At 63.7% G+C, this 13170-nt stretch carries 14 protein-coding genes; 7 read left to right on the forward strand and 7 right to left on the reverse strand.

Annotation, left to right across the window (positions count from 1 at the left end; all coding sequences use genetic code 11):
- The first annotated feature begins 134 nt into the window (after positions 1 to 134).
- A complete protein-coding gene (locus XI06_RS20085; RefSeq protein WP_237866460.1) occupies positions 135 to 1580 on the forward strand; it encodes a helix-turn-helix domain-containing protein in 1446 nt (481 codons plus the stop codon).
- 139 nt (positions 1581 to 1719) lie between these two features.
- Here the strand turns inward: XI06_RS20085 and XI06_RS20090 are convergent, their stop codons facing one another.
- Positions 1720 to 2013 (reverse strand): antibiotic biosynthesis monooxygenase, encoded by a 294-nt coding sequence (locus XI06_RS20090; RefSeq protein ID WP_074120044.1) that lies wholly within the window; start codon positions 2011 to 2013, stop codon positions 1720 to 1722.
- 229 nt (positions 2014 to 2242) lie between these two features.
- Here XI06_RS20090 and XI06_RS20095 point away from each other — a divergent pair, with 229 nt between their 5' ends.
- The gene (locus tag XI06_RS20095; RefSeq protein WP_237870097.1) at positions 2243 to 3055 is read left to right on the forward strand and encodes a hypothetical protein; all 813 of its coding nucleotides are present in this window, start codon (positions 2243 to 2245) and stop codon (positions 3053 to 3055) included.
- Between the two features lie 175 nt (positions 3056 to 3230).
- The gene (locus XI06_RS20100; protein WP_237866462.1) at positions 3231 to 3599 is read left to right on the forward strand and encodes a hypothetical protein; all 369 of its coding nucleotides are present in this window, start codon (positions 3231 to 3233) and stop codon (positions 3597 to 3599) included.
- A gap of 13 nt (positions 3600 to 3612) precedes the next feature.
- On the opposite strand, the gene XI06_RS20105 is transcribed toward XI06_RS20100, so the two are convergent.
- The 3 genes from XI06_RS20105 to htpX form a co-directional block, all read right to left on the reverse strand.
- A complete protein-coding gene (locus XI06_RS20105) occupies positions 3613 to 4254 on the reverse strand; it encodes a tetratricopeptide repeat protein (RefSeq protein ID WP_237866463.1) in 642 nt (213 codons plus the stop codon).
- A gap of 172 nt (positions 4255 to 4426) precedes the next feature.
- Positions 4427 to 4606, reverse strand: a complete 180-nt coding sequence (locus XI06_RS20110; RefSeq protein WP_271606261.1) for a hypothetical protein — start codon at positions 4604 to 4606, stop codon at positions 4427 to 4429.
- A 254-nt stretch (positions 4607 to 4860) separates the two neighbouring features.
- A complete protein-coding gene (gene htpX / locus XI06_RS20115; RefSeq protein WP_237891730.1) occupies positions 4861 to 5793 on the reverse strand; it encodes a zinc metalloprotease HtpX in 933 nt (310 codons plus the stop codon).
- Between the two features lie 182 nt (positions 5794 to 5975).
- Here htpX and XI06_RS20120 point away from each other — a divergent pair, with 182 nt between their 5' ends.
- The 4 genes from XI06_RS20120 (at position 5976) to XI06_RS20135 (ending at position 10108) form a co-directional block, all read left to right on the forward strand.
- Positions 5976 to 7277: a lytic murein transglycosylase gene (locus XI06_RS20120; RefSeq protein ID WP_237891731.1), complete on the forward strand. Its 1302-nt coding sequence runs from the start codon at positions 5976 to 5978 to the stop codon at positions 7275 to 7277.
- A 109-nt stretch (positions 7278 to 7386) separates the two neighbouring features.
- Positions 7387 to 7890, forward strand: a complete 504-nt coding sequence (locus XI06_RS20125) for a DUF1993 domain-containing protein (RefSeq protein ID WP_271606262.1) — start codon at positions 7387 to 7389, stop codon at positions 7888 to 7890.
- A 178-nt stretch (positions 7891 to 8068) separates the two neighbouring features.
- Positions 8069 to 9169: an alkene reductase gene (locus tag XI06_RS20130; protein ID WP_271606263.1), complete on the forward strand. Its 1101-nt coding sequence runs from the start codon at positions 8069 to 8071 to the stop codon at positions 9167 to 9169.
- Between the two features lie 132 nt (positions 9170 to 9301).
- On the forward strand, positions 9302 to 10108 hold the full coding sequence (locus XI06_RS20135; protein WP_271606264.1) for a tetratricopeptide repeat protein: 807 nt from the start codon (positions 9302 to 9304) through the stop codon (positions 10106 to 10108).
- On the opposite strand, the gene XI06_RS20140 is transcribed toward XI06_RS20135, so the two are convergent.
- The 3 genes from XI06_RS20140 to XI06_RS20150 all read right to left on the reverse strand — a co-directional run bounded on the left by XI06_RS20140 (position 10097) and on the right by XI06_RS20150 (position 13162).
- On the reverse strand, positions 10097 to 10807 hold the full coding sequence (locus XI06_RS20140) for a hypothetical protein (protein ID WP_271606265.1): 711 nt from the start codon (positions 10805 to 10807) through the stop codon (positions 10097 to 10099). The genes XI06_RS20135 and XI06_RS20140 overlap by 12 nt on opposite strands.
- A 168-nt stretch (positions 10808 to 10975) precedes the next feature.
- Positions 10976 to 12757 carry an ABC transporter substrate-binding protein gene (locus tag XI06_RS20145; protein ID WP_237866473.1) on the reverse strand — a complete coding sequence of 594 codons (1782 nt, stop codon included), beginning with the start codon at positions 12755 to 12757 and terminating at the stop codon, positions 10976 to 10978.
- Positions 12758 to 12832: 75 nt separating this feature from the next.
- Positions 12833 to 13162 carry a DUF2160 domain-containing protein gene (locus XI06_RS20150; protein ID WP_237866475.1) on the reverse strand — a complete coding sequence of 110 codons (330 nt, stop codon included), beginning with the start codon at positions 13160 to 13162 and terminating at the stop codon, positions 12833 to 12835.
- Positions 13163 to 13170: the final 8 nt, after the last annotated feature.

Below are 13170 nucleotides of genomic sequence, written 5' to 3' on the forward strand. Positions count from 1 at the left end.
AGAGAAGTTCGTACAGAGGCCTTGTATTTGAATGGTGATGTCATGTAACATCAGAACATGTAATAGATGTTATTTTGTAAATCTTGTAATTTATAGGTCAGAAAGACTGACCTTGATGTCTCTGGAGGCCTGAAATGCCCGCTGAGTCCGGGAAAAAGCTGTTCGTCGGCCCCCGCTTCCGGCGGATCCGGCAACAATTGGGGCTGTCGCAGACCCAGATCGCCGAGGGACTCGGGATTTCGCCGAGCTACGTCAACCTGATCGAGCGGAACCAGCGCCCTGTGACAGCGCAGATCCTGCTGCGGCTGGCCGAGACCTACGACCTCGATTTGCGCGACCTCGCCACCGCCGACGAGGACCGCTTCTTCGCCGAACTGAACGAGATCTTCTCCGATCCGCTGTTCCGCCAGATCGACGTGCCCAAGCAGGAGCTGCGCGACCTCGCCGAGCTCTGCCCCGGCGTCACCCATGCACTGCAACGGCTCTATGCCGCCTATACCGAGGCGCGCCAGGGCGAGACTCTGGCGGCCGCGCAGATGGCCGACCGCGACGTCGGCACGCGCTATGAGGCCAATCCGGTCGAGCGCGTGCGCGAGCTGATCGAGGCCAATCGCAACTATTTTCCGGAGCTCGAGCAGGCCGCGGAAAACCTGCGCGACGAATTGAATGTGCCGGCCGAGGGGCTCTATGCCGCGCTTGTGGAGCGCCTGCGGGAAAAGCATTCGATCCAGACCCGCATCATGCCTGTCGACGTAATGCGCGAGACGCTCCGCCGTTTCGACCGCCACCGCCGCCAGTTGCTGATCTCGGAGCTGGTCGATCCGCCCGGCCGCGCCTTCCAGCTCGCCTTTCAGCTGGGCCTGGGCGAATGCGCGCAAGCCCTGGAGACCATCATCGGCCGCGCCGGACCGCTCGACGATGCGCCGCGGCGGCTGTTCCGCATCACACTCGGCAATTATTTTGCGGCAGCGGTGATGATGCCGTATCCGGCGTTCCTCGCCGCGGCCGAAGCACTGAACTACGACATTCACGTGCTGGCGCAGCGCTTCAATTCCGGCTTCGAGCAGGTCTGCCATCGCCTCACCACCTTGCAGCGGCCGAACGCGCGCGGCATTCCGTTCTTCCTCCTGCGTGTCGACAATGCCGGCAACGTCTCCAAGCGCTTCTCGTCCGGCACGTTCCCGTTCTCGAAATTCGGCGGCACCTGTCCTTTGTGGAACGTGCACTCGACCTTCGACACGCCGGATCGCCTGCTCAAGCAGGTGATCGAGCTCTCCGACGGCACGCGCTATTTCTCGATCGCACAGATGGTGCGCCGTCCCGTCGCGCCGCACCCGCTGCCACAGCCGCGCTTCGCCATCGGCCTCGGCTGCGAGATCCGTCATGCGTCACGCCTGGTCTATGCAGCCGGCATGGATCTGGAGAAAACGGAAGGCACGCCCATCGGCGTCAACTGCCGCCTCTGCGAGCGCGAAAACTGCGCCCAGCGCGCCGAGCCGCCGATCACGCGCACGCTGATTTTGGACGAGACGACGAGAAGGGTGTCGAGCTTCGCGTTCTCGAATGCAAGGGAGTTGTGAAGCTCAACTGTCATGCCCCGCGAAAGCGGGGGCATCCAGTACGCCGCGGCGCCTCGGTTCAACCACCACCGTCTCGGCGTACTGGATCGTCAAGCCGGGCGATGACAGTTGAGCGCGAGGCGAGCGCGAACCGCCACCCTCACGCCAGCGTATGCACGATCACCGGCCCGGCCGCGGCGCTCGCGTGCCCGGCCAGCAGCGAGCCCAGATCCTTCTCGATCCAGGCGATCGCGCGCTTGTTGGCCTCCTCGGCCTGCTCGAATTTGTCGAAGATGGAGATCGCGGTCACGGTGTCGTCGCCGGCATAGACCACGTAATAGGCCCTGAAGCCGTCGACGTCGCTGATGATCGGAACGGCACCGTCCTTGATGCGGCGAGCAAGCTCCTCGGCGCTTCCGCTCTTGGCCTTGGCCTGACGGATGGCGGCATACATGGCATCCTCCCTTCCGGGTATTGCTGTGGGCATGGTGCCCGGCATCGATCCTACGCCGAAGCGCGGAGCCGGGATACCCTGCTTGGTTAACCCTGCCCTAATCCGCCTGCGCGATCTGCAACCAAGGATTAAGCACGCCTCAACATCGCTGCCTTAGTCTCGCCCCACTCACTTTTCGCAAACAACGGCAGCTTATCCTGCCGCGTGAAGTGACATCAGGGGGTTCATCATGCGCATTGCGTTGCTGCTGACCGCGACCGTTGTCGGCGCGCTCTTTGCCAATCCGTCCAACGCCGGCTCGCTCGACGTTGCGTCGGCCGATGCCGCGAAGCCGCTGCCGCCCGGCTTTCAGAGCTATCGCGGCTACATGTTCGACGTGTCGGAGGCGTCCGATCGCAAGGACCTCGACAAGCTCACAGACAATCTGAAGCAGCAGATCGACGTCGTCGAGGCCGCCGGCCTCTCGCCGCGCGTGATGCGTTTCTTCCACACCGTTCCGATCATCGCGAGCGAGCTGGCTTGCCTGGACGAAGGCGCCGCGACCGCCTGCTACGGCCGGGTCACGCCGGACATCCAGCGCACCTCGCCCCGCACGCTGACGGTGTGGGACCATGACAAGCAGCGCTGGACCAATCCGAACGCCGTCGACCTCGCGGTCGATTCCGGGCTCGGCGTGATCATGATCCGGCCGGACATGATGCGCTACGAGAAAGAGGCCGTGTTGCTGCATGAAATGCTGCACGCCTATCACGCACGACTCTTGCCCGACGGCTACGCCAACAAGGGCGTGATCAGCTATTACGCCTATGCCAAGTCCAAGGATCTCCTGCCCAAGGAGGCCTACGCGATGAAGAATCACATGGAATTCTTTGCCGTGACCGCGAGCATTTTCCTGGCGGGAAAGAGCGATTACCAGGATCCGAAGACCCGCGCGGCGCTCAAGGAGAAGATGCCGGACTATTACAAATATCTGGTCGGCGTGTTCGGCTTCGACCCCGATCCGGCAGCGGCCTCGAGCGGACCGGTCGCCTCGCTGAAGTGAGTTCGGTCTGGCTCACCTGCGCCAACCTCAAGCCAAAAGCCGCGCGACATGCGCGGCTTTTTCGTTTTGGAAGGCCGGAAGCTGCGGATGACGCACGGGCGGCAATTGCCAAGGTGGGGGCTGATCTGCATAGTCCCGCCGCATCGATTGGACTGTTTCGAAGAGGATAGAAGACATGGCGGACGCCGACCTGGATGTCGTGATCCGGCAACTGGCCAGACAGCTGCAGACGGGCCTGATGACCCGCGCCAAGGAGCGGCGGGATCGCTTCAGCGGCCTCGCAGCCAAGGCCAAGAGCAAGGAGACCGGCGCCCGCTTCAAGATGATGGCCAAGGCCACCATGGAACAGGCCACGGCCGCCGCAAGGCGCCTGCAGATGTCCGCAGACAACGTCGCCGACAGCTACGCCCGCGCGATGCGGCTCGCCGCCAGCACGCAAGCCGAGGTGAAGGCGGAAAAGCCTGCCAAGGAAAAGCCCGTGAAAGACAAGCCGGCGAAGAAGGCCGCGAAGGCCAAGGCGGCAAAAGCAAAGAAAGCAAAATAGCCGGCCGGCGCTTTCACCGCCGCGGTGTCGAGACCTCGGTCGGCTCGGAACGGGTGAGCTCGGCGAGCTTGGCGCGCGCGGCGTCATGGGCCCGGCTGTCCTTGCCGGGAGGCAGCGCAAGGGCGGCTTCGAAATCGGCGCGGGCCTCGATGGCCTGGCCGCGCGCAAGGAATGCGAGGCCACGGTCGAGGCGGGCCTGCGCATCGCGGGGGTCGAGACGGACCGCCGTGCTGTAGCTCAGGATGGCGCGGTCGAGATCGCCTTTGGCGATGAGTGCACGGCCGCGCTCGCGATAGGGCGCCGCCGGCTTGGGATCGAGCGCGATCGCCTCGTCATAATCGGTGATCGCAAGCTCCGGCTCGCCGTTCTGCCGATATGCCTGCGCGCGGTCGCGGTAGAGCGAGGCGCGGTTGGGATTGAGCTGGATGGCCTCGTTGAAATCGGCGATCGCCCGGCCGTTGTCGCCGTGCCGTAGCGCGATCCGTCCACGTCCCTCATAGGCGAAGGCGATCAGGGAGCCGCGCAACGGCGAGAAGCCGATCACGGCCGAGCAGATGTCGGGCTCATCCTCGTCGCCGCAATTCACGACCGTATGCGTGGACAGGCCGATGGCCACGCCCAGGACGATCAATAATGGCAGGGCAACTCTGGTCATCTTCGACGGCGACCGGCAGGCCGGCCGCACATCCCCTTTCGAAGGAACACTCTGGGTCGGCTGTTAACACCCCCCGAGGCGGCCCTCTGTGCGCCAGATCACAATGGCAGCATAATGCATGACCGCGCAAGGCGGCCTCCCGCTCGCCTGCCGTCCCTTGGGCTAGGCCAATCTAGGCCAATTGGAGCACCCAGATGCAGCACTTCCAGACCACCAGACCAAGCAGGTAGCACGAGACCACCGTTACCGAGGCCAGTGACGTCAGGAGAAGCGCGCCTTCCATTCGTTCCAGAAAGCCTTCACGCGGCGCAATGTCGCGTTCGACCACACGCTCGATCTGCAACGGTACCATGCGAACCTCCGGCGATTTGCATGCGCAAATCTTGCCACTCGGCAAGCATTCCAACCTGTTGCTCCCCCAGCCAAGGCGAGCAGTGACAGGTCTGGCGCAACGGCCGACGGAGTGCAAGCTACATTTCGGATCGTGCGCAGCAACAATCGGCACCCTGACGATGATCACGCCAGACGCCGGCAATGCGACGTTGCATCAGAAATTTCTCGCTTGAATTGCAGCGCCGTGAGAATACGCCGGCGCTGCTCGCGAGCTCATCCCCACGGACCGCGCGAGGATGATCGGCCCCACGGGCCGTGCGGCGGATAGTTCTCGTTGGCGCCAACCGAGGGCGTCGCCTGCGTGCCGAGCTCGGCCGCGAGCTGCTGGAGCGCCGCGATGCGGTTCTGCGTCGAGGGATGGGTGGTGAAGAGATTGTCGATGCCGTGGCCCGACAGCGGGTTGATGATGAACATATGCGCGGTCGCCGGATTGCGCTCGGCATCATAATTCGGCACCTGATGCGCGGCACTCTCGATCTTCACCAGCGCCGAGGCAAGCCACATCGGCTGTCCCGCGATCCGCGCGCCAAGATTGTCGGCGGCATATTCGCGGGTGCGGCTGATGGCCATCTGCACCAGCATGGCTCCGAGCGGAGCGAGGATCATCATCAGGATCGAGCCGACGATGCCGGGACCGTTGTTGTCGCGATGGCCGCCGAAGAACATGCCGAACTGCGCCAGCATGGAGATCGCACCCGCGATGGTCGCGGTGATGGTCATCAGCAGTGTGTCGTGATTTTTGATATGCGCAAGCTCATGTGCGATCACGCCGGCGAGCTCCTCGCGGCTGAGCTGGTTCATCAGGCCGACGGTGACGGCGACGGCGGCGTTCTCGGGATTGCGGCCTGTCGCGAACGCGTTCGGCTGCGCCTCGTTCATCACGAACACCCGCGGCATCGGCAACCCAGCGCGGCCAGCAAGCTCGGCCACGAGCCCGACCAGCTCCGGCGCGCTTTGACGGTCGACCTCATGGGCGCCGTACATCGAGAGCACCATGCGGTCGGAGTTCCAGTAGGTGACGAGATTGGTCGCCGCTGCAATCACGAGCGCGATCATGGCGCCTGAGGCGCCGCCGATCAGATAGCCCACGCCCATGAACAAGGCGGTGAGGCCTGCGAGAAGCATTCCGGTACGTAGATAGTTCATGACCGTCTCCAGCGCCGGCCATGGCCGCCAAAGGCACTGCGGGCCGGCAGACATCAGGTAGGAACGACCCCTGCTGAAGCGCAAGGTTTCAAGGTGCGTCGCGGAGCCGCGGCACTGGCTTGAGCTCGATCATTCCATTAAACTTCGTCGAGAATCCAAGCCTCTCCCCTTTCGGAAACCTCATGCTCCTGACCCGATTTGCGATCGCGGCCCTTACCCTCGCCGCGCTCTCCCTTCCCGCCTCCGCCCAGTTCGCGCCGCCGCCCGCAAAGCCCGCGGCGCCCAGGGCGACTGCGCCGTCGCCACGCGCCGCCTCGTGCCACAACGGAGCGGGCTTCGATCGCTTCCTCGCCGAGGTGAAACAGCAAGCGGTCGCCGCAGGCGTGTCGCAACGAACGATATCGGAGGCTTCGCCCTACCTCGTCTACGACCAGGGCATCGTCAATCGCGACCGCGGCCAGCGCGTGTTCGGCCAGCTCTTCACCGAATTCGCCGGCCGCATGGCCGCGCCCTATCGCATGCAGAACGGCCAGCAGCACATCAAGCAGCACGCGGCCGCATTCGCGCGCGCCGAGAAGGAGTACGGCGTGCCGCCTGCGGTCATCGCCGCGTTCTGGGGTCTGGAGAGCGACTTCGGTGCCAACATGGGCAATCTGCCGACGCTGAAATCGCTGGTGTCGCTCGCCTATGACTGCCGGCGCTCGGAGATGTTCGTGAACGAGACCATCGCCGCGCTGAAGATCATCGATCGCGGCGATCTCACGCCCGACGAGATGATCGGCTCATGGGCCGGCGAGCTCGGCCAGACGCAATTCCTGCCGACGCATTATGTCAACTACGCCGTCGACTATGATGGCGACGGGCGGCGCGACCTCTTACGCAGCGGGGACGATGTGATCGGCTCGACCGCGAACTACATCGCCAATGGGTTGAAGTGGCGGCGCGGCGAGCCGTGGCTGGAAGAGATCAAGGTCCCGCAGAACCTGCCATGGGATCAGACCGACCTCAGCGTGCAGCTGCCGCGCTCGAAATGGGCACAGTTCGGCGTCACCTATCCCGACGGCCGGCCGCTGCCGAACGATAATCTTCCGGCTTCCGTGCTGCTGCCGATGGGACGCTTTGGGCCAGCCTTCATGGCCTACGCGAATTTCGCCGCCTATACCGAATGGAATAATTCGCTGATCTATTCGACCACCGCAGGCTATCTCGCCTCGCGCATCGCCGGCGCAGCGCCGATGCGCAAGCCTGCCGGGCAAGTGGCGCAATTGCCGTTCAACGAGCTCAAGCAATTGCAGCAGCTGCTGGTCCAGGCCGGCTTCAATGTCGGCAAGGTCGACGGCGTTCTCGGCCAGCAGAGCCGCGCGGCCGTCAAGGCGATGCAGATCAAATACGGCCTGCCGGCCGATTCCTGGCCGACCGTGGAGCTTCTGGCCCGCATGCGCGGCGGCACGGCACAGGCGCAGCCCCAGGCGACAGTGCGATAGAATTTTCGCACCGCACAAGCCATTTTCGCAATTGTATTATTCCATGAGGCTCCCATGTGAGTGGCTCAGGTTTTCCGCCTGAGATTCCCACCATCAAAGCGAGCATCACATGTCCTTCCATGACGCCGTCGTCCCCGCCTATTTGCAAATGCTGAACAGCTTGACGGGCTTGCTCACCAAGGCCGAGGCGCATTGCGCGGCCAAGAAGATCGACCCGAGCGTCATGCTCGGCTCCCGCCTGTTCCCGGACATGCTGCCGCTGTCGAAGCAGATCCAGCTGGCCAGCGATTTCGCTGCCAAGGGCTGCGCCCGGCTGACCCATGGCGAGCTGCCTTCGATGCCCGACACGGAAAAGACGTTTGAGGAGCTGAAGCAGCGGCTCGCGAAGACGATCGACTATGTGAAGTCGTTCAAGCCAGAGCAGTTCGAGGGCGCCGACAGCAAGGACGTGACCTTCCCGGCTGGCCCGGACCGGACCATGACGCTCAGGGGTCAGCAGTTCTTCAGCGCCGTCTCGCTGCCGAACTTCTATTTCCACGCCACGACCGCTCACGGCATCATGCGCCACAACGGCGTTGAGATCGGCAAACGCGATTTCCTCGGCGCGAACTGATTGCTGGATCGCACGGCCACGACAGCGGAAATCCGCTGCCACGGCCGAATTTGCGCATGAATCATGCTGCGCGGGCCCTGCCGCGCAGCTCGCCTGCACTTTCCGTATGGCTCATCCCTTGCGCCTGATGCCGCGATGCACAAGTGTTCCAGACCTCTTAACCTCTGGAAGCATCCCGATGAGCCGTTCGACCAAATTGTTTGAGACCTACAAGCTCGGCCCGATCACGCTGGCCAACCGCCTGGTGATGGCACCGCTGACGCGCAACCGCGCCTCGCCCGGCACCTTCGTCCCCTCCCCGCTCGCAGCTGAGTATTACGGCCAACGCGCTTCCGCAGGCCTGCTGATCACCGAAGCGAGCCAGGTCTCGCAGCAGGGCCAGGGCTACCAGGACACCCCCGGCATCTACAGCAAGGACCAGGTCGCCGGCTGGCGCAAGGTCACCGACAAGGTGCATGAGCGCGGCGGCAAGATCTTCATCCAGCTCTGGCATGTCGGCCGCATCTCGCATGTCGACCTCCAGGCGAATGGCGCAGCCCCGGTGGCGCCGAGCGCGATCCGCGCCAAGGGCAAGACGTTCGTGAACGGCACCTTTGCCGACGTCTCCGAGCCCCGTGCGCTCGAGCTCTCCGAAATTCCGGGAATCATCGACGATTTCAAGCGCGCCGCGAAGAATGCGCTGGAAGCCGGCTTCGACGGCGTCGAGATTCATGGCGCCAACGGCTATCTGCTCGAGCAGTTCGCCAAGGACGGCGCCAACAAGCGCACCGACGCCTATGGCGGCTCGATCGAGAACCGCGCCAGGTTGATGCTGGAAGTCTCCAAGGCCGTCGTGACTGAAGCCGGCGCCGACCGCACCGGCATCCGCATCTCGCCGGTGACGCCCGCCAACGACATCTCGGATTCGAACCCGCAAGCTCTGTACGACCATATCGTCGACGGCCTCAGCGCGCTGAAGCTTGTCTATCTCCACGTCGTCGAAGGTGCCACCGGCGGTCCGCGCGACGTCGCCCCGTTCGACTATGCGAGCATCCGCAAGCGCTTCGCTGGTGCCTACGTCGCCAACAACGGCTACGATTTCGATCTCGCCACCAAGGTGCTCGACGCAAACGCGGCCGATCTCATCGCTTTCGGCAAGCCGTTCATCTCCAACCCCGACCTGGTCGAGCGGCTGAAGACGGGCGCGGCGCTGAACGATTGGGACAAGAACACGTTCTACGGCGGCGGCGCCAAGGGATACACGGACTACCCGACGCTGGAGGCCGAGCCGGCGGAGTGATCGTCTCCCTCTCCCCGCTTGCGGGGATAGGTGAGAAAGACAAAAGGCCGGGATCACTCCCGGCCTTTTTTCCTTCGGTGCGCCCAGTCCCGCTATATTGCTGGACCCTCGCATCCTTGCTCTAATGCGGCGATGGAGGACACTGAGACACTCGTTCGCCGCGCGGCTGACGCGTTCAATGCGGGCAAGCCGGACGAGGCGCAGCGTCTATGCGAAAAAGGCCTTGCACGCGCGCCCGCCGATCCGGTGCTGCATCATCTGCTGGCCGCCGTGTTGTTCTCCAGAGGCGTCATCGCCCCGGCTCACGCACATATCGACGTCAGTCTGGCCAAGCGGCCCAACAATGCGCCGGCCCGACTGCTGGCCGCCCGCATCGCGCGCAGCGAAGGCCAGTTCGACGCCGCGCTCGGACATCTCGATGCCGCGATCGCCACCAGCCCGCAGCGCGAGATGTTCGTCGAGAAGGCCCGGACGCTCGATATGGCCGGACTGCGAGATCAGGCGCGCGGGGCGTGGCAGGCGATCCTCAAGGTCGTCCCCGGTCATCAGGAAGCGACGGCGCGGCTTGGACGGCTGGCGTGGGAAGACGGCGATCCCGCCACCGCCGCAAGCCTGCTCGCGCAAGCGGTCGCAGCGAGCGCGCCGGCTTCGGTGTGGTTCGATCTCGGCGTTGCGCGGCAGGATCTGCGCGATCACACCGGCGCTGCCACCGCCTACCGCAAGGCGCTCGACCTCAAGCCCGATCATGCCGAGGCCGCACTCAACCTCGGCATTGCCCTGCAGGAGGGTGGAGACGTCGACGCCGCCATGGGTGCCTTTGCCCAGGCCTATCGCTTGCGTCCACAGCTGTTCGGCTCGATCGCAATGGCGCTGACGTCGGCCTCGCACGGCCGTCTTTGGCTCGACGAGGACGGGCTGCGCCGCGCTCTAGCGCGTTAGCCGCCCGCGTTTTGCGCGAAACTGCTTCCGGTAGACGTTGGGCGCAGCCAGCACGTCGGCGACAACCTTCGCGTAGGATTGCCGATGCGCCTCGTCGAAGGACTCGAACATCAGCTCGGGCGCCTGCCGCGGAACGGCAAAGCATTGCGCGATCGGCGTGCCCTTTTCCAGGACACCTGAGAATTCGGGCTTGATCCAAACGGCCGGAAAATTGATGCCGCCGTCGTGGAAGCGATCGGCGTCGACCAGGCCCGACACCAGGCGAAACGGCAGATCATCCCGGTTGACGGGATGCGTCGCGAACAGCGACCAGCCGGGCTCGAGCTCGATGGTCCAGAAGCTGTTGAACTTGATGGCGGAGCGTCCGTTCGCGAAAGGCGCAGCAGCGAACTGCGCAGCGGGATGGAAGCTCAGAGGCGCGCGCGGATGCCCCGCCGTCTCCGGCTCGGGGATGTCCCAATCCCACGAAAACTCCCCTGACTCGATCCTGATGTCGCACGGCAGCGGAATCATGACTCCATAGGCCATCGCATCGACGAAGGGCGGGCACTGCTTGACCGTGCGGATGTCGCGGTCGTGGATGTCCGAATGCGCCGTCGCCGGCATTGCCCGCAGCCAGTCCGGCAAGGCGCTGCGCGCCGGAAAGGGCTGCAGCAGATGACCGGCCAGCTTTGGATCGCAACGGAAAATCATTCGCATGGTGAAGTCTCGCGTCTGAATCCGAGCCATCCAGGACCGGATCTTGGCCAATTCAGATCACCACCGCCGATAAGGCAATAGCCAATAAGACAAAAGGCCGGGATTGCTCCCGGCCTCCTGCTTTCATGGATAGCCGGGACGAGCCCGGCCATCATGATGTCTCGCGAATTACTTCGCTTCGGCGCGCTTCGGCGGCGAGGCCGGCCACGACTTGATCAGCGTGTCGTAGTCGACGGTTTCGCCCTTCGGCTTCTCGTTCGCGAGCTTGCGCTGCGGAGCGATGTTGCCGTCCTTGGCCGACTTGGCGAACCAGTACTCGGCGGTCTCCTTCTTGTTGAGCTTCGGACCGCAGGCACCCTGCACGCCCGACTTCTCGAGACGCTCCATGACCGAGTCCTGAGCGGCTGCCAGCGCATCCATCGCCGCCTGCGGCGTCTTCGCACCGGACGACGCATCACCGATGTTCTGCCACCAGAGCTGAGCGAGCTTCGGATAGTCAGGCACGTTGTTGCCGGTCGGGGTCCACTGCACGCGCGCGGGCGAGCGGTAGAACTCGATCAGGCCGCCGAGCTTCGGCGCGCGTTCCGTGAAGGACTTGTCCCAGATGTCGGATTCACGGATGAAGGTCAGACCGACATGGCTCTTCTTCAGCGACACCGTCTTGGAGACGATGAACTGGAGGTAGAGCCAGGCCGCCTTACGGCGATCGACCGGGGTCGACTTCAGCAAGGTCGCCGATCCCACGTCCTGGTAGCCGAGCTTCATGCCGTCCTTCCAGTACGAGCCGTGCGGCGACGGGGCCATACGCCACTTCGGCGTACCGTCCGCGTTCATCACCGGCAGGCCGGGCTTCACCATGTCGGCGGTGAAGGCGGTGTACCAGAAGATCTGCTGGGCGATATTGCCCTGCGACGGAACCGGACCGGACTCGGAGAAGGTCATGCCCTGTGCCTGCGGCGGAGCATACTTCTTCATCCAGTCGAGGTACTTCACGATCGAATAGACCGCCGCCGGACCGTTGACGTCGCCGCCGCGCTCGACGCTCGAGCCGACGGGACGGCAGCCTTCCATGCGGATGCCCCATTCGTCGACCGGCAGACCGTTCGGAATGCCCTTGTCGCCGTTACCGGCCATCGACAGCCAGGCGTCGGTGAAACGCCAGCCGAGCGACGGATCCTTCTTGCCGTAGTCCATGTGACCATAGACACGGACGCCGTTGACTTCCTTGATGTCGTTGGTGAAGAACTCGGCGATGTCTTCATAGGCCGACCAGTTCACGGGAACGCCGAGATCGTAGCCATACTTGGCCTTGAACTTGGCCTTGTAGTCGGGATTGGTGAACCAATCGTACCGGAACCAGTAGAGGTTCGCGAACTGCTGGTCGGGCAGCTGATAGAGGTGACCGTTCGGCGCGGTCGTGAACGACTTGCCGATGAAGTCGTTGACGTCGAGCATCGGGTCGGTGACGTCCTTGCCGTCCTTCGCCATCCAGTCGGTCAGGTCGACCGCCTGGCCATAGCGGAAGTGCGTTCCGATGAAGTCGGAGTCGTTGATCCAGCCGTCATAGACGTTCTTGCCCGACTGCATCTGGGTCTGGATCTTTTCGACGACGTCACCTTCCTGGATGATGTCGTGCTTGACCTTGATGCCGGTGATTTCCTCGAACGCCTTCGCCAGCGTACGAGATTCGTATTCGTGCGTGGTCAGCGTCTCGGAGACAACGTTGATCTCCATGCCCTTGAAGGGTTCAGCGGCCTTGATGAACCACTGCATTTCCTTCAGTGCGTCGTCCTTCGAGAGGGTCGACGGCTGGAATTCGCTGTCGATCCACTTCTTGGCGGCGGCTTCGTCCGCGCGTGCAGGCGCGGCGATCGTCACCGAAGCCGCGATCAGCGCAACCGCGCTGCTCATGGTCAGAAGACTGGCCTTGGTCGTTCTCAAGTGTCGCATTAGTTTCCTCCGGTTGAAGCGACAAACTAAAATCCAGGCCCGGGTAGACCCCGGATCTGCTCTTTCTCGCCTGCCTCAGACGGTGCGAAAAATCACCGCGCCTGAGACAAGCGAAATCACGGTTGCGAGCCACAGGCTCGTAATCTCAAATCCCTCCTCTCCGATCGGGACCGTTGCGATCGGGTCAGTGCCGACGAGACCGATCCACACCAGATGGATGACGGCAGCCACGATCAGCGAGATGAACAGCCGGTCGCCGCGCGTGGTCGGGATACGCAGAATCCCGACACGTTCGGCCTCGGGATAGGTGGCGGCGAGCCAGGTCATCACCGCCAGAGTGCAAGCCAGCGCCGCAAAGAAGATCGCGGTCGGCAGCGTCCAGGCCATCCATGCGATGGATTCCATCGTTGCCC

This window comes from Bradyrhizobium sp. CCBAU 11434 (genome assembly GCF_028128895.1).
GTDB lineage: Bacteria > Pseudomonadota > Alphaproteobacteria > Rhizobiales > Xanthobacteraceae > Bradyrhizobium > Bradyrhizobium zhengyangense.

What these genes read in the sequence shown, in the direction of transcription:
- XI06_RS20085 (WP_237866460.1), top strand. Translation starts at nt 135, where the DNA reads ATGCCCGCTGAGTCCGGGAAAAAGCTGTTCGTCGGCCCCCGCTTCCGG.
- XI06_RS20090 (WP_074120044.1), bottom strand. Translation starts at nt 2,013, where the DNA reads ATGTATGCCGCCATCCGTCAGGCCAAGGCCAAGAGCGGAAGCGCCGAG.
- XI06_RS20095 (WP_237870097.1), top strand. Translation starts at nt 2,243, where the DNA reads ATGCGCATTGCGTTGCTGCTGACCGCGACCGTTGTCGGCGCGCTCTTT.
- XI06_RS20100 (WP_237866462.1), top strand. Translation starts at nt 3,231, where the DNA reads ATGGCGGACGCCGACCTGGATGTCGTGATCCGGCAACTGGCCAGACAG.
- XI06_RS20105 (WP_237866463.1), bottom strand. Translation starts at nt 4,254, where the DNA reads ATGACCAGAGTTGCCCTGCCATTATTGATCGTCCTGGGCGTGGCCATC.
- XI06_RS20110 (WP_271606261.1), bottom strand. Translation starts at nt 4,606, where the DNA reads ATGGTACCGTTGCAGATCGAGCGTGTGGTCGAACGCGACATTGCGCCG.
- htpX (WP_237891730.1), bottom strand. Translation starts at nt 5,793, where the DNA reads ATGAACTATCTACGTACCGGAATGCTTCTCGCAGGCCTCACCGCCTTG.
- XI06_RS20120 (WP_237891731.1), top strand. Translation starts at nt 5,976, where the DNA reads ATGCTCCTGACCCGATTTGCGATCGCGGCCCTTACCCTCGCCGCGCTC.
- XI06_RS20125 (WP_271606262.1), top strand. Translation starts at nt 7,387, where the DNA reads ATGTCCTTCCATGACGCCGTCGTCCCCGCCTATTTGCAAATGCTGAAC.
- XI06_RS20130 (WP_271606263.1), top strand. Translation starts at nt 8,069, where the DNA reads ATGAGCCGTTCGACCAAATTGTTTGAGACCTACAAGCTCGGCCCGATC.
- XI06_RS20135 (WP_271606264.1), top strand. Translation starts at nt 9,302, where the DNA reads ATGGAGGACACTGAGACACTCGTTCGCCGCGCGGCTGACGCGTTCAAT.
- XI06_RS20140 (WP_271606265.1), bottom strand. Translation starts at nt 10,807, where the DNA reads ATGCGAATGATTTTCCGTTGCGATCCAAAGCTGGCCGGTCATCTGCTG.
- XI06_RS20145 (WP_237866473.1), bottom strand. Translation starts at nt 12,757, where the DNA reads ATGCGACACTTGAGAACGACCAAGGCCAGTCTTCTGACCATGAGCAGC.
- XI06_RS20150 (WP_237866475.1), bottom strand. Translation starts at nt 13,162, where the DNA reads ATGGAATCCATCGCATGGATGGCCTGGACGCTGCCGACCGCGATCTTC.